General features: G+C 36.4%; 19 protein-coding genes. 2 read left to right on the top strand and 17 right to left on the bottom strand.

Annotated elements, in window-relative coordinates:
* The first annotated feature begins 126 nt into the window (after window positions 1-126).
* Window positions 127-2478, top strand: coding sequence for a polyribonucleotide nucleotidyltransferase (locus BMZ55_RS00090; RefSeq protein ID WP_089817585.1), 2352 nt, complete (start codon window positions 127-129; stop codon window positions 2476-2478).
* A 317-nt stretch (window positions 2479-2795) separates the two neighbouring features.
* Here BMZ55_RS00090 and BMZ55_RS00085 read toward each other — a convergent pair whose 3' ends face one another.
* Window positions 2796-4283, bottom strand: coding sequence for a TIR domain-containing protein (locus BMZ55_RS00085; protein ID WP_089817583.1), 1488 nt, complete (start codon window positions 4281-4283; stop codon window positions 2796-2798).
* Window positions 4284-4501: 218 nt separating this feature from the next.
* Here BMZ55_RS00085 and BMZ55_RS00080 point away from each other — a divergent pair, with 218 nt between their 5' ends.
* A complete protein-coding gene (locus BMZ55_RS00080; RefSeq protein WP_089817581.1) occupies window positions 4502-4837 on the top strand; it encodes a HopJ type III effector protein in 336 nt (111 codons plus the stop codon).
* Window positions 4838-5124: 287 nt separating this feature from the next.
* On the opposite strand, the gene BMZ55_RS00075 is transcribed toward BMZ55_RS00080, so the two are convergent.
* From BMZ55_RS00075 to BMZ55_RS11290, 16 genes are all read right to left on the bottom strand, one after another.
* Window positions 5125-6114, bottom strand: coding sequence for an NAD(P)H-dependent flavin oxidoreductase (locus BMZ55_RS00075; RefSeq protein WP_089817580.1), 990 nt, complete (start codon window positions 6112-6114; stop codon window positions 5125-5127).
* 364 nt (window positions 6115-6478) lie between these two features.
* Window positions 6479-6670 (bottom strand): hypothetical protein, encoded by a 192-nt coding sequence (locus BMZ55_RS00070; RefSeq protein ID WP_089817577.1) that lies wholly within the window; start codon window positions 6668-6670, stop codon window positions 6479-6481.
* Between the two features lie 99 nt (window positions 6671-6769).
* Window positions 6770-7102 carry a hypothetical protein gene (locus BMZ55_RS00065; RefSeq protein ID WP_089817575.1) on the bottom strand — a complete coding sequence of 111 codons (333 nt, stop codon included), beginning with the start codon at window positions 7100-7102 and terminating at the stop codon, window positions 6770-6772.
* Window positions 7103-7157: 55 nt separating this feature from the next.
* Window positions 7158-7352 (bottom strand): hypothetical protein, encoded by a 195-nt coding sequence (locus tag BMZ55_RS00060; RefSeq protein ID WP_089817572.1) that lies wholly within the window; start codon window positions 7350-7352, stop codon window positions 7158-7160.
* 184 nt (window positions 7353-7536) lie between these two features.
* On the bottom strand, window positions 7537-8619 hold the full coding sequence (locus tag BMZ55_RS00055) for a calcium:cation antiporter (RefSeq protein WP_089817570.1): 1083 nt from the start codon (window positions 8617-8619) through the stop codon (window positions 7537-7539).
* A 293-nt stretch (window positions 8620-8912) separates the two neighbouring features.
* Window positions 8913-9275 carry a DUF2200 domain-containing protein gene (locus BMZ55_RS00050; RefSeq protein WP_089817568.1) on the bottom strand — a complete coding sequence of 121 codons (363 nt, stop codon included), beginning with the start codon at window positions 9273-9275 and terminating at the stop codon, window positions 8913-8915.
* Between the two features lie 56 nt (window positions 9276-9331).
* Complete coding sequence (locus BMZ55_RS00045; RefSeq protein ID WP_089817566.1) at window positions 9332-9832, bottom strand: GNAT family N-acetyltransferase; 501 nt, start codon at window positions 9830-9832, stop codon at window positions 9332-9334.
* Window positions 9833-9860: 28 nt separating this feature from the next.
* Window positions 9861-10340: a hypothetical protein gene (locus BMZ55_RS00040; RefSeq protein ID WP_089817564.1), complete on the bottom strand. Its 480-nt coding sequence runs from the start codon at window positions 10338-10340 to the stop codon at window positions 9861-9863.
* A gap of 186 nt (window positions 10341-10526) precedes the next feature.
* Window positions 10527-10865, bottom strand: coding sequence for a hypothetical protein (locus BMZ55_RS00035; RefSeq protein ID WP_089817562.1), 339 nt, complete (start codon window positions 10863-10865; stop codon window positions 10527-10529).
* Between the two features lie 59 nt (window positions 10866-10924).
* Window positions 10925-11494 carry a hypothetical protein gene (locus tag BMZ55_RS00030; RefSeq protein ID WP_089817560.1) on the bottom strand — a complete coding sequence of 190 codons (570 nt, stop codon included), beginning with the start codon at window positions 11492-11494 and terminating at the stop codon, window positions 10925-10927.
* A gap of 250 nt (window positions 11495-11744) precedes the next feature.
* The gene (locus tag BMZ55_RS11370) at window positions 11745-11819 is read right to left on the bottom strand and encodes a hydroxyisourate hydrolase (RefSeq protein WP_089819317.1); all 75 of its coding nucleotides are present in this window, start codon (window positions 11817-11819) and stop codon (window positions 11745-11747) included.
* Between the two features lie 168 nt (window positions 11820-11987).
* Window positions 11988-12605 carry a hypothetical protein gene (locus BMZ55_RS00020; RefSeq protein WP_089817558.1) on the bottom strand — a complete coding sequence of 206 codons (618 nt, stop codon included), beginning with the start codon at window positions 12603-12605 and terminating at the stop codon, window positions 11988-11990.
* Between the two features lie 127 nt (window positions 12606-12732).
* Window positions 12733-13086: a hypothetical protein gene (locus BMZ55_RS00015; RefSeq protein WP_089817556.1), complete on the bottom strand. Its 354-nt coding sequence runs from the start codon at window positions 13084-13086 to the stop codon at window positions 12733-12735.
* A 165-nt stretch (window positions 13087-13251) separates the two neighbouring features.
* Window positions 13252-13758, bottom strand: a complete 507-nt coding sequence (locus tag BMZ55_RS00010) for a hypothetical protein (protein ID WP_089817554.1) — start codon at window positions 13756-13758, stop codon at window positions 13252-13254.
* A gap of 235 nt (window positions 13759-13993) precedes the next feature.
* The gene (locus tag BMZ55_RS00005; RefSeq protein WP_143068729.1) at window positions 13994-14584 is read right to left on the bottom strand and encodes a hypothetical protein; all 591 of its coding nucleotides are present in this window, start codon (window positions 14582-14584) and stop codon (window positions 13994-13996) included.
* A gap of 218 nt (window positions 14585-14802) precedes the next feature.
* Window positions 14803-14952, bottom strand: a complete 150-nt coding sequence (locus tag BMZ55_RS11290; protein WP_177179763.1) for a hypothetical protein — start codon at window positions 14950-14952, stop codon at window positions 14803-14805.
* Window positions 14953-15250 lie beyond the last annotated feature (298 nt).

The following is a 15250-nucleotide window of genomic DNA, read 5'->3' as shown; positions in this document are numbered from 1 at the left end:
ACAGACCAAAAACCGCGGTTTTTCTACATTTTTAAGTGGTGAAAAAACCGTATATTTGCACACGAAAATTTAAATAAATTAAATAATAACGCACTCAATACGGAGTGTCCAAGACGATCAAATTTTATGAATGCTCCACAAGCAATTATTGAAAAAATTCAATTAAATGATGGTAGAGAAATCACCATCGAAACAGGAAGATTAGCGAAACAAGCTAATGGTGCTGTTGTAGTAAGAATGGGCGGAACGATGCTTTTAGCAACCGTTGTCGCCAGTAAAGATGCAAAACCAGGGGTAGACTTTTTGCCTTTAACAGTAGATTACCGCGAGAAATTTTATTCTGCAGGTAAAATCCCCGGAAACTTTTTCCGTAGAGAAGCAAGACCTTCTGATGAAGAAATTTTAACGATGAGATTGGTTGACCGCGTTTTGCGTCCGCTTTTCCCTTCAGATTTCCACGCAGAAGTTCAGGTGATGATTTCCCTGATTTCTTATGATAAAGAATGCATGCCGGAATCACTTGCAGGTTTGGCGGCGTCTGCAGCCATCGCAATTACCGATATTCCTTTCAACGGACCAATGTCCGAAGTTACTGTTGCCAGAATCGACGGTCAATTGGTAGTAAATCCAAGCATGGAAAATCTTGCAAAAGCAGATTTGAATATTATGGTGGGCGCTACGAAAGATTCTATCGTAATGGTAGAAGGCGAAATGAATGAAATTTCTGAACAGGAAATGATCGAAGCGATCAAATTCGCGCACGAAGAAATTAAAGTTCAGGTTGCAGCTCAGGAAAGACTTGCCGAAAGAGTTGGCAAATCACTTCCAAAAAGAGAATATTCCCACGAAGAGCACGACGAAGAAATTCGCGAGAAAGTTTGGGCAGCAACTTACGATAAAGTGTATGAAGTAGCAAAAACCGCTTCTGCAAAAGAAGAAAGACACGACAATTTCCAGGCTGTTTTAGAGGAATTTTTAACTCAATATTCAGAAGAAGAATTAGAAACCGTAAAACCTTTTGCAAAAATCTATTTCCACGACGTGGAAAAAGAAGCCATGCGTCAGATGATTTTGAACGAAAAAGTTCGTTTGGACGGAAGATCTCCGGATACCATTCGTCCAATTTGGTCAGAAATCGATTATTTACCGGGCGCGCACGGTTCTGCAATTTTCACCAGAGGTGAAACGCAATCTTTAACCGCTGTAACTTTAGGTTCTGTAAAAGATGCCAATATGGTAGATACCGTAGCCATCAATTACGACCAGAAATTCTTCTTACATTATAACTTCCCGCCGTTTTCTACGGGTGAAGCACGACCTTTAAGAGGAACTTCCCGAAGAGAAGTTGGTCACGGGAACCTGGCTCAAAGAGCTTTGGCGAAAATGATCCCAACGGAAAATCCTTACACCATCCGTATCGTTTCTGATATTTTAGAATCCAACGGTTCGTCTTCCATGGCGACAGTTTGTGCCGGAACTCTAGCATTAATGGATGCCGGTGTACAAATTTCAAAACCGGTTTCCGGAATTGCAATGGGCTTGGTAACTGACCCGAAATCCGGGAAATTCACCGTTCTTTCTGATATTTTAGGAGACGAAGATCACCTCGGTGACATGGATTTCAAAGTAACAGGAACTGCAGACGGAATCACCGCTTGCCAAATGGATATTAAAGTAGAAGGTTTAACCATGGACATCATGGAAAAAGCTTTGATCCAGGCAAAAGACGGAAGATTACACATCCTGAACGAATTGTTGAAAACCATCGATGCTCCAAGACCAGACGTGAAACCTCACGCACCGAAAATGGAAGTTTTGGAAGTTCCAAAAGATTTCATCGGCGCCATTATCGGACCTGGAGGAAAAATTATCCAGCAAATGCAGAAAGATTTCGAAACAGTTATCGCGATTGAAGAAATTGGCGAAATCGGTAGAATCGAAATTTCCGGTGTTAACAGAGAAAATATCAACGCGACCATCGCAGCGATCAACGAAATCTGTTTCGTACCAGTTGTTGGAAGCGTGTACAACGGAAAAGTAGTGAAAGTAATGGATTTCGGTGCTTTCGTAGCAATTGCGAAAGGAACTGAAGGTCTGCTTCACATCTCAGAAATCGAGTGGAAACGTTTGGACAAAGTTCCGTACAACGAAGGCGATATGGTGGAAGTGAAATTTATGGGCTACGATGACCGTAAAAAAATGAAACTTTCCCGAAAAGTGCTTTTAGAAAGACCTCCGAGAGAAGAAAGACCGCAAGGCGATCGTCCGCAGGGCGATCGTCCACAAGGTGACAGACCGCAAAACCGCGATAACCGAAACAACCGTGACAACGGCCAAAGAGGTGATCGCAGAGACGGAAACGGTGGAGACAGAGCTCAACACAGCGGACAAACTAATGAGCGACCAGCTGGCGATGATACTTTCAAACCTCTAAATGAAGGTGAAAACCCAACCGATACAAAACCAGAAGGTTTTTAATTAAAGGTTTAAAATAAGAAAACCCACCTCAGTTGAGGTGGTTTTTTTTTGTGGGGTGATATTTTACTTCAACTTTTGTTCTGATTATCATGTTTAAATAAGTACCATTTTAAAATTAGCTCCGGCAACAATTAAACCTATTACAATGATGATTGAGTATTTGCTATTCTTCATCGATGTGTGCCAACGGTCAAGGCTAAGAACAGGCGGGCATTAAACTCGATTTACTTTCCACCACAACAAAAAGTTATTAAAGGCAAGCACTTTAAATTTAGCACTTTGCGACCGCTTGCTCTTAGGTGATGTTGTAGTGAGTTTTATTCTTTTTGCTTACTTCTATGGTCTGATAATTTTTCAACTATAATTTCTGTAATTTCTTTAGCTTGTAGATCAATGTCTTTAGTAGGATCAAAACTTAAACCACCAAGTTTTTGAGTTTCATCAAATAAACTTGGGTAATTATCAGTATACCAAATAGGAATAATCGAGTTAGTACCAAATCGCTCTTTGAAATTATCAGATTCAAATTTTGTCCAAATTTTTTTAGGATATTCTTTGCTTAATAATACTACTACAAAATATGCTTCTGATTTATATATAGGTGCTAAATATTCTTCGACATTTTCGGCTAATATTCTTGACTGCTCATTTTTATCATAAAAGACGGAAATTTCTCGCTCAAGTAGTAGATCATTTATTTTCGAGGCGAGGTTTCTGTTTTCTCCTGCAAACGATAGTGCAAAATCATACTTATTTGAGAAGGTAAGACTAATGTAACCGACTTTTTCTGCAAACTTAGACCAAAGTATATTTCGTAAATAAAACATAAATTTCGGGTCTTCCACAGCTAAAACCCTTGAGTTCGGATCAAAGTGAATTACATCTTTCAACTCCTCATTATCACGTATAATTGCTTCTAGAAATCCCTTGTCGACAATTTGCGCAATACTAAGTTTGTTTTCTGGATATTTTAAGTATAAGTCATCAATTTGAATAGCCCATTCCTCAGAAGTCGAAAGCCAATATAAAAGGTGTAAATAAGGTGCCCTTCCTTCTCTTCTTAATCTATTTCCAATTGCAAATTTTCTAGCTTTTGGATAAAATATTCTATCAAAGTCTAATAATACCTTTTCTTTAATTACCTCAATACTAGATTTTAAATCTTTTGTTTCATTACAAGTTTCTAAGACTTCAGAGTATATACAAGTTTCTTTTGACAGCAACTGTGCTATATGAAAACTGCCTTTCGCTAATTGAGCAATTTCTTCTTTTGTATTTATCTGAATATTAAGGGCTTCCTCCCCGAGTTCGATTAGCTCAATAATTTTATTTAGTGGATTTTGTTCAAATTTGATTGTGTCAATTCTGTTATTTAAGTCACCTGCTATTTGTACCAATGAATCTCCTGCTTTATTTATTCCAATGAGAATTAATTTATCATCAACTCTCTCTTCATCTGCTAACACTTTCATATAGTCTGCAATCGAAGATTTTAAATCAAATTCTAATAAATGAAAGTCATCAATGATAACCGTTCCCATACCTTGGAATTCTGGCAGAAGCTTAATTAGTTCTAAATCATCCTTTTTTCTAGCGGTTAATGAGGTAACATTTTTATTAAGACCTAATTCTTCAATAACTTTAATTACACAAGTAGTTTTCCCAATTCCTGACGGTCCCTCTACGATTAAACACCTACCTTTAGTTCTTAAAGAAACTAAAATCGTGTTATACTCCTCAGGTCTTACGAATGTATGAGTCGGAATCCCTGATGTCTTAAATACATCTTCTAAATATGCTTTCATAGTTTGTTTCTAATTGCACTACACTAGTAAAAAGATCTAACAAAAATAACACAAGTGACACCATATTATGTTTAATTTGTCCAATTAATGTGATCCTAGCTATCAATCAAATATAAGCAAGTTTTGATCATTTTATGGGAAAAATTTATCAACATTCCTTTGTAGATAGTATTGGAAATCCGCCAAATAATAGAACTTTGTTGAATTAAAAAATAAAAATGATCCTAAACCAACTCAGAACCTCCCCAGAAACCATCAACTTTAAAGAAGTTATTGCTTATATCGACGAACATTATGATTTCACGCCGACAAAATTCACCAATGGAAATACGGTGAACGAAGCGGGTGAAAATAGCGGTTCCTGCAAAATTTTCAGTTTCGCGAAACTTAATAAACTTTCGAAAGAGGAAACGCTGGCGCTCTTCGGTGATTTCTACAGAACTGATGTTTTGCAAAATCCGGAAGGAAGCGATCACCAAAACATACTGAATTTTCAGCAATTTGGTCGGAACGGAATTTCTTTCGAAGGAGAAGCGTTGAAAGTTTTAGGTTAGTGATTTTGAAATTGGGATTGCTTCATTTCTCGCAATGAAAGCTGCTCAAAAAAATATCGGGCTTTTTTGGCAAAATTTTTGCAAATCAAGTTTCAATTAAAAAATACAATTATGGGAACATTATTTAGAAGAGCTTTAATTTTCGCGGCACCAATGATTTTAGGTTACGTGATGAAAAAATTTAACGGTAAAAAACAAGGCGCTCGACGACCGATCTAAGTTAAAACCGTACACCACACTTCATATTAATAAAGAAAATTCCGTCTCTTTTTTGAGGCGGAATTTTTTTATAAGTCTATTGCAGTCGCTTCCCGATATTCGCGCAGCAGATTTTCGAACACTTTTTCTACGGGCAAAATTTCCTCAATCAACGCCGAAACCTGCCCGATTTCCAATTCGCCTTCTTCCAAATCACCTTCGAACATGCCGCGTTTTGAGCGCGCACGGCCTAAGGTTTCACGCAATGCTTCGGGATCGCGCCCCTGGTCGTATAATTTTTCAAGCTCGTAGAAGAATTTATTTTTTACCATACGCACCGGCGCCAATTCTTTTAAGGTTAAATGCGTGTCGCCTTCGTTCAGCGAAACCACCTTATTTTTCCAGCTTTCATGGGAGCTCGCCTCCACTGTCGCCGCAAACCGCGACCCAATTTGCACGCCATCAGCGCCCAAAATCATCGCCGCCTTCATTTGAGAACCCAGCGCGATTCCGCCCGCCGCGATCAATGGTTTTGAAATATGTTTTTTCACATTTGGAATAAGGCATAAAGTCGTGGTTTCATCGCGACCGTTATGGCCGCCGGCTTCAAAACCTTCCGCAACAATTGCGTCTACGCCGGCATCTTCACATTTCATGGCAAATTTCGTGGAGGAAACGACATGCGCCACTTTTAAACCTTCTTTTTGAAGCATTTCCGTATACGTTTTCGGATTTCCGGCGGAAGTGAAAACGATTTTCACCTTTTCCTCCAAAATTATCTGGATGACTTCATCGATATTTGGGTAAAGCATCGGCACATTTACACCAAAAGGTTTGTCCGTCGCTGCCTGACATTTCCGGATGTTTTCGCGCATAATATCGGGATACATACTGCCGGCACCAATCAGGCCCAAACCACCATTGTTAGAAACCGCCGACGCCAACCGCCAACCGGAATGCCAGATCATTCCACCCTGCACAATCGGGTATTTGATATCAAATAAGTTACAGATTCTGTTCTGACTTTCCTGCAGTTGCTTCAGCTTTTTGGCCGCGCCGAAATCGATAAAATTACTCATGCCGTAAATTTAAAGAAAATATGATAATGTGGTAATTTGGTAATTTGAAAATGTGGAAATTTGAAAATTTGAGAATGTGGGAAAATGGAAATATCTGCTGTTATAGAGGTGAAAAAATACAATTTTAAAAAATGCGCTGTTAAAAGCAGAAAGAAATACTTACAAAAATATGGTGTTAAAAGGGCGAAAATTTTCAATTTGAAAAATGCGCTGGTAAAGGGCATTTTTTTTACGTTTTTGCATTTTTGAAAAAAATTGTCAAAAAGCGGCTAATTTTTTTGAGAAAGGTTTGAAAATTCTGAGTTGTTTAAGCCAAATTTCTTGCTTTGACCAAAGCATCCACCGCTTTTTTGCGGGAACGGTTTTACAGCAACATCTGGATGAAAAGCAGCGGGAAAAATGTCAGGATTCCGAAACCGTTTTTCATCGTGCTGTAAGTTGCGACGCCGATCATCACTCCAAACAAAACCGCATTGATAAACTGCGTGGATTTCATTCTTCTACTTTCCAGCAAAAGTTCTGCATCGGTGAATTCTGAAAGGATTTTTTGAATCATGAATGATGATATTTTTGTGCAAATAATTCTATTTTTTACGAAAAAAATCGCCCGATTTTGAAATTTTCGGGCGATGATCTTTAATTTTTTCAGCTCAACTTAGCTGCCGGAAAAGCCGGGAATATTGAAAATTCCGACGGCAAGATCAATCCAGATCAAGACAAAAGCCAACAGAACTAAGGTACAGATTAAAATCCGCATATTGCGGGTTTTTACTTTTCGAAGGACAAATTCGATAAGCAAAGCGGTGCCAAGCAGCAAGCCGCCGATAACGACGAAATCGTCGAGTTTCCAGTTAAAGCCCTGCCCGTCGATTCCCGTTCCGATGGTGACTTGCAAAATGGCAAAAAACGATAAAATCGCAGCGACGCCGACCAATAAACCAACCAATCTTTTGTTGGAATTCTTTTCGAATGTTTCTAGTGTTTTCATTTTTTCTGAGGTATTTAGGTGTTTTCTTTTAAATGTAGTTTAGAAAAATCCGCCGCTATTTGGCAAGATTTTTCAGTTTTAAATGGAAGTAAAGCGTAGCTGAAATTCCGGAGAAAAATAGCAGCAACGGCAAAAGTCCAGGCTCACTTTCTACGGTGATCATAAAAATCAGTAGAGCAATTCCGATTAGTGTAATTATCAGCGAAATGATGCGATAGCTATTTAATCTTTCTTTGGTGAGCGTTTTCATAATTTGATTTATTTTTAAATTAATTTTAAAAGTACTTTGTACTACAAAGTAAAATATAAAAATTCGAACAGCAAAATTATTTCTTTAAAAATTTAATAATTAAGCGTTTACAAACGTTTAGAAATTTCGGTCAGAAAAAAAAAATCTTAAATAATAAAAAAATCCGTGCTTGAACCGCCTTTTTTTACGGATTGATGGTCAGGAAAATATAAGCTAAAAGATTCACCAACAATACCACACCATACACCGAATTGCTGCGGCCACCAATAAGTGAAATAAGCACGGTGAATATGGATATCACCAGCAAAATAATAGGCACGATATCCAGCCCCAACACTAGCGGAAAACCGTATATGTAGCTGGCTAAAGATACTGCAGGAATGGTTAAACCAATACTTGCTATTGCGGAACCTAAAGCTAAATTTAAGCTGGTCTGGAGCTTATTGGACCGCGCGGCATTCACCGCTGCAATACCTTCCGGTAAAAGAATGATCGCGGCAATGATTATACCGACTAAACTTTTCGGCAAACCATAATACAAGATTAAGTCTTCAATCGGAATGGTTAAGACTTTGGCCAGTAAAACCACGATGATGAGACTGATTAAAAGAAAGACAATACTGATCCACAACGACTGTCTGGAAACATCGTCGGTGTGATCTTCCTCGGGAGAGTCGCCGGTTTCGGTGAGGAAGTATTCGCGGTGTTTGCCGGTTTGTGCGGAAATAAAAGCGATATAAATCGCCAGACAGGCGATAAATTCAAATACAAGCTGCGCTTCAGTGTAAAACGGACCCGCTTGACCTTTCGTAAAAGTGGGCAAAATCATGGTGAAAGCAACGATCGAAATTAAAGCGACAAGCGCGATCCTTACAGAATGTGGCGAAAAAGTCTGGGTGTGAAATTTATTGCCACCGATGAACAAAGAAAGTCCGACAATTCCGTTTAAAATGAGCATCACTGCAGCATATACCGTGTCTCGCGCGAACGGCGCATATTCTTCGCCGCCGCTGATCATGAGGGAAACGATAATCGCAACCTCAATAATCGTGATGGAAACCGCCAGAATAATGGTTCCGTACGGCTCTCCTACCCGATGCGCGATGATTTCGGAATGGTGCACCGCGGACATCACGCAAAAAATAAGTAAAACTCCCGCGATCGCCTGGAAAACCAAATTATCATTCAGATAACCGGACAGATATAAAACGCACGCCAACAAAGGGATTGAAGTGGTCCACGTATAATATTTTCGGATTTTTTTCATTTAGTTTTTGTTGTGCGGTTGTGGCGAATTTTTAAGAATTTAAGAAAGAATAAACTTTGTTTAAGTTTTAGTTTCCTGTCAGTTTTCGCTAAGATAAAAAAAACGCTGAAAAAAGCCCGAAAAAATTGATTTACAAAACAAAAAAATACTGGCTTTTAAGGGCAAATTTTTAAGTTTTACAAAATTTAATTAAAACATAAAGCAAATTCAATTTTTGAAATTGAACCCAAATTTAATTTAAACCAAAAGAAAAAATTGATGCTTTACGGGCATTTTTTTTAATTTTAAAAAAATTACTGTCGTAGAATTTTTTCCATTTTTTTGCCTTTAGCGAGCTCGTCGATCAGTTTATCTAAATACCGCACCTGGCGTGTCAGCATATTTTCAATCTCTTCAATGCGGTAACCGCAAATCACGCCGGTAATTAGTTCTGCTTTCGGATTCAGTTTCGCACTTTCAAAAAAGGTTTTAAAAGTGACATTTTCGTCGATGAGTTCCTGGATTTTCTGTTCATTAAAACCAGTCAGCCATTCGATAACCTCGTGAAGCTCAGCTTGTGTGCGGCCTTTTTTCTCAACTTTTGCCACATAATGCGGGTAAACCGAAGCAAAAGTAAGTCTGGCAATTTTTTCGTTATGTTCTGGTGTAACTTTCATTTATCTGATTTAAAAGTTTATAATTGTTTTTCGGTGAGAAATATCTTCACTTCACTTTAAAAAAGTTCAAATTTTACCTGCTTTTCGGGCAAATTTTCAGTTTTTACAAAATTCAGTCTTTCGAGAAGAGAAATTGCTTTTTGATTTTCAGAAGTGGAGACGGCAAAAATATGCTGCAATTTGAGGACATTTTTCCCAAATTCACAGGCTAGCTGAAGCGCGGCAGTCATTAAACCTTTTCCGTAGAATTGCGGAAGCAAAACACAACCGAGCTCGCCGGCATCGTTTTCAAAACCGCGGTAAAAGCCGCAGGTTCCGGCAATTTCACCGGAGGAATTTTCCACAATTCCCCAATGAAGAGAATTTCCGCGCGCGTAATCTTCATTTATTCTGTTATTCATTGCAAGCGCTTCTTCGAAAGTTTTCGCGGGAATTCCGTCGTAGAAAGAAATTTCAATTAATGACTGAAGATCAGCAGCTGAAATTTGTCGCAGCGTAATTCTGTCATTCATTAAAACCGGAAATTCCGGGAAAGGCGGACGGATTTTTTTGGGCATAAAAGCTGTATTTTTTCTTTTCCACGTTTTACTCTTCGGAATCCAGACGGTTGAAAGTGCGGCGCCCTTTGATGGTGCCTTTCAGACAATATTCGCAGGAGCAAGGCTTTTTGTTGTGACTGTCCGGCATGTATCGCCAACCCAAGGTTTGCGGCAAATGCTTAATACCGACAATTTCCTTTACTTCGATTTTCCGGTCCACGATTAATTCATAACCTAACGCATCGTCCAAAGCCATAATTTCTTTGATCGCCTCGCCAGCCGTAATATGGCGGTGACGCTGCCCGTAGCGGCCCGCGAAAACCATTTCAGCCGAAGACATTTTGAAATACACTCCGACAATCGATTTGGTGCCGTCTCTTTTCAGCTCGCGCAGCCACTGGTGCGAAAGGTAAAAATTCTGGATGACCGGCATGCAGTAAACGCCGAAGTTTTTGCGAGATTTTATGCCGTTTTTCCGGATTTTCTCAGCGTCGCGTTCGTCGGCAAGATGTACAAAAGTTGGCATTTCGGCTTAAGGTTTATGAAATTAAATGTTTAAAATTTTTGAATATTCCGGATCGCTGAAGGGAATATTTTCACCGTTTAATACGCGTTGAAATATGGTTTTGGTTTGCATGAGGCATATAATTTCAAGTAAAAATAGAGAAAAAATCAGTGTATTTCAAGTGAAAGGGTTTTGAGCTTTTAAAATTTATTCCGCGTCTTCTGGAGCAATTTTTCGCATTTCGGGCGAAAATCTACGAATCAGCATTGGAGCAACTATACAAATTATACCAAAAATTTCCACCATCGTACTTTTCGGAATAAAGTTCATCAATATGAGATAAATTCCACAAAAGAAAACTATAAATTTAATTGATTTGTTTGGTGAAGTAAAACCGAAGATATAATAAAGACCGATAATTGTGAACATGAAATAATTTATATAACTATTAATCTGATCACTAAAACCAAAGATAATATTTGCAATTTTCGCAATAAGTATTAGCGCACCAGCGAAAAAGAATAAGTTCGATCCGTATTTTTTCATGGTTATTTTTTAAAATTTTAATGAAGTATTTCTGAGGTTTTCGTCGAAAAAATTTCGTGCTATTTGGAGGTTTTTTTCGGTTTTTTCTTCAAGAAATTTTCAACTTCTGAGTAGTAAACTGATCCATAATATTTTATAAACTCACCATTGGGTTTTAAAATAAAAAATGCGCTACAATTTTCATTCAGCGTAAAAATATATTTCGCAAAAAAACCGGAATCCAGCAGGAAATTTTTTCTATTCTCATACCGGTGCTTATTCAAAACTTTAGTGGTATAAACAAAAAAATCCTGTGCGTTATTTTCTTTTGACATTCTGGCAGAGATGCTAACTCTTCTATCGATGACGGCCATAGCGGTTTTTTCGTTATGCTTACTTCCAAAACAGTTTACACCATATTGATCAAAATTAATTAGAATTGATTTACCAGCTGGAACTTGCGTTTTTATTTCATCGGAAATAAGTTTTCGGATTTCTTTATAATCTTCCGGAGAAAGTTCTCCGACGAACGATTTTTTACTCGCCAGATATTCTTTGTTAATTTCAGAATTTATTTTTACAGAATTTTTCTGTTGCGCCTTACAGGAAAAAAGGAAGAGAGAAAAAATAAAAAAGTAAAGTTTAATCATAAAATCTGCAGTTTTTAGAAGTTGAATATACTATAATTCGTTCAGAAATTATTCAGTACTAAAATTTAAAAATTTAGCCTTTTAGCAGGTAATATTTTCCACAGAACTTATGCTTTAATGTTGTCCAAATATTCAGAAAAATTTGCCGCTTAAACGGCATTTTTTTTTCACTTTAGTCAAGAAAAAAGCCACCGCAAGAAATTCTGCTGTGGCTTGTAAAAAAAGGCGGCCTTTTTTCTTCGCAATAATTTTAATTCCCTCTGTACGTGGAGTATCTGAACGCCGAAAGCGTAAGCGGCACGTGGTAATGATTGTTGTCCTTTATGCGAAGTACGGACTACTGCAAACCAAAAGTGGTAAGAAAAACCTCCACGAGCAAAGGCTTTTTCAGATTTCTAAATTAAGAAAAAAAGAAAGATGAAAAGAATTTTTGCGGATATTAAAACCAAATTTTCAACGGAAAATTTCAACCCCGTTTTTTGCAAATACACTGTTATCTGTAGTGAGAATTTCTACTTTGAAACTTTTGGAGGTTGCTTCCCCTCGACCATTTATTTTTTAAATCATATTTTAAAGAATTATAGTCAACTATTATAGAAAACACAAAATCAAAATTTACTACAATACCATAATAATTTGCCGGCGACCACTTATTAAAGTCCTCGGTAAAAATCAATTTCTTTATTTGATTACAAATTTTTCTGTCGGAACTTTTGAGGCATCGGAATTTTCTCGCTTTTCCAGCTTTATCAATAAATATTGACATCGTATTTAGCCCTAATTTTTTCTCATCAAGTTTAATATTTTCTAAAATCTTATTTTTGAATACTGCAGTAGCACTATCAAATCTAGGAAAATCAATTGTTCTGTCATCTATGACTGTGACGAATATATTTGGATTAGCTTTTAATATGCTATCAGTTTTTCTTTCGCTTTCTAGAAAATCTTCAGATTGCTTTTTATATATTTTATAACTTTTCTGATCGAAAAGAAATTTTCCCTTTTCAACAACAAACCTGACCTTTGGTTTTTCTTGACTGTATCCCCAAAAAGGAGTAAGCAAAAACAAAAGTAAAAATAACTTGATTTGTATGTAAATTTTTTCACTCATTACAGATAACGTTTGGCAGATTGGCGATGGGCGGGCTTTTCAGCACAGAAGTTTGTTCGGAGAACTGAACTTTCGGCTACCACAAAACTGTCAAGCGGAGACGAAACCCCGCCTATAGCCAATGCTGTTAGCGGTTGCCTTTCTGTCCGTCATTGCTTCCAGTGTTTGGTTTAACTTCTTCGTCTGGTTTGTCCAATTCAGGTGTCGCCATTATTCTTGACATAAACCAAATAGTTCCTTTTCCTTTCCATTGTTTTGTCGCCCAAATTACACCTATAACAAGTCCCAAGGTCGCTACAATAATTCCCAAAGCAAGTCTTGTCGTTGTTGGATCAGGAAAATAGATAATTGCACCTAAAATTAGTCCAATCAAAAGAGGAGAAGCAACTATTTGTAACCAACCAATCGATTCCGTAATTAATTCGAATATTCGAAAAATTCCTCCGTCAGTTTTCTGTATGTTCTTTTTTTCCTTTGTCATTTTACTATGGTCGTCATAAGGTTACCGCTAACGGTTGGGTATTTCTGTTGGCGGGGATTTAATGACAAGTCTTTGTAAATATAACGAAATGAACAATTAACAAAAATCTTTATGATGTAAACTTCAACCCCGCTAATAGAAATACACTGTTAGCAGCAGTTTTTATTATTTTAAAGTTTTTCTTTTTTCAAACACAGATATCCAATTTTTATCATCAAATATTATTTTATTTCCCTCAATTCTTGCTTCGTATATTCTTTTATAAAATCTTTTCATATCTGGATATCTTCCAAAAGATTCAAACAAAATTTTGTTACCAATAATTTTATATTTTCCACCATAGTAAACAGAATTTTTACCTCTTACTTCATTCCATTTGCCAAAATATTTCACAGATTCTCTTTTGAAAAATCCATCATTATGAAAGATTATTATTCTTGGATTATTTTTTTCATCCTCGTTGTAATATCTTCCTTCAAAAACTTCGATATAATATGCTGTTGTATCAATTTTTTTGGAGTTTTCTTCAGAAAGAAATTCATTAAAAGTATATTTCGCTTTATCATTTAATATTGGTTCTCCATATTTGTTATTCTCAATTTTATAAAGTTGTACACAACCAAAAAATGAGAAAAGAATACTTAATAATATAATGATATATGGAAATTTCATATCGATTAATTTAAACACAAAATTTTGTAAAATTTCTGCTAACGGAAAAAGTATTTGCGAAGTGCGGGCTGATTTAACTGCAACTTCAATTCAGATCGAGCGAAGCAAAATGCTTTTTCAGATTGTTAAATTACAAATAAAATCAAGATGAAAAGCATTTTTGCGTGTAAATTGTTGATGCTTTTCAACTTTGATTTAAGCCCCGCATTTTGCAAATACACTGTTAGCCGCAGTATTATTCTATACAACATGAAGAAATTCCTCCACAAGAGTAACAATAAGGATTTGATATATTTTTTTCTGCTATTCTAAATTGTTCTTTTAAATTTATTTTATTGTCGATAAGTGTAATTAAAATTTGAGCTTTTCTCCTTATAAAGTTTTTTTCAATGTTATTAGAATTCAATTCTTCAGGATAAACTTCAGAAAATTCAAATGTCTCGGATGAGTTTTGAGTATTTATTTTGAAAACAAGAAAATCACTATCTAGAAATTTGATTGATTTACATTCTTCATTCGAATCACATTTCTCAAGACTATTAATTCCAGCTTTATTTAAATCATTAATTGTTTCTTTTACAATAGTTGAATCCAAATTAGTTTTGATTTCTATTTCACTATACTTTCGTAACGTAATTCCTAAAAAGTATTTACTAGGTTTATAAAATTTAGTAATAATTTTTCCACTGTAATTATTATTTAGGTCTTTTTTTAAAAATATTTCTTGAGGCTTGCCAATCATTAAAACATGATATTCTATTTCCTGTGAATAAAATTTGGGTATAAATAACATTGTAATGAATAGAAAGAAAAATTTTAACTTCATTGCGTTTTTCAAATATTGTGGCTAACGGGAAAGGGCTTGGCGCAGTGCGGGCTTAATTGAACGGAAAGTTCAATTCAGACCAAACAGAGCCAATGCTTTTTCCGTGGAACTAACTTAAGAAAAATTTGTGAAACGGAAAAGCAGTGGCGGATAAGTTTTTCTAGAAGTAAAACTCGGACGAATCCCCGCATTGCGCCAAACCTATGTTATCTGCAGTGCTATCTTTTCAGAGGGGCATCGTTATAGCCGTCCTTAAATCCTTGTGTCATTGCTCCAATAGTTCCTTCCCAGTCAATAATGCACTGAATTAAAAATAATGTTAAAATTCCTGCGAAGAAAAAAATAATGTCCCGTTTAGTAATTTTCATTATAATATTTTTTGTTTTTTAATTCTGTTAGCCGCATTTATGTCATTGCAGATAACGGCCGGGTATTTCTGCAGGCGGGCTAAAAATACGAAAACTTTCTACTTGCTAAAAACTGAATTAATCGCAAAAATCTTCGATGAAAACTTCATACCCGCTTGTAGAAATACCCTGTTATCTGTAGTGCTTTTCAGGTTTCTGTTTAATTAAAAGAAAGTTCAAATTTATTATTTTGTTTTGTTGAGTTTATGAAAATCAAGATAATAAATGGAATTAAAAGTGGATATCCAAATTCGATTTG

Origin of the sequence: Kaistella treverensis (assembly GCF_900114045.1) — a bacterium.
In the GTDB taxonomy this organism is placed as follows: Bacteria; Bacteroidota; Bacteroidia; order Flavobacteriales; family Weeksellaceae; genus Kaistella; species Kaistella treverensis.
Note: the sequence above shows the minus strand (reverse complement) of the source record. Positions and strands in the feature narration are given on the sequence as shown.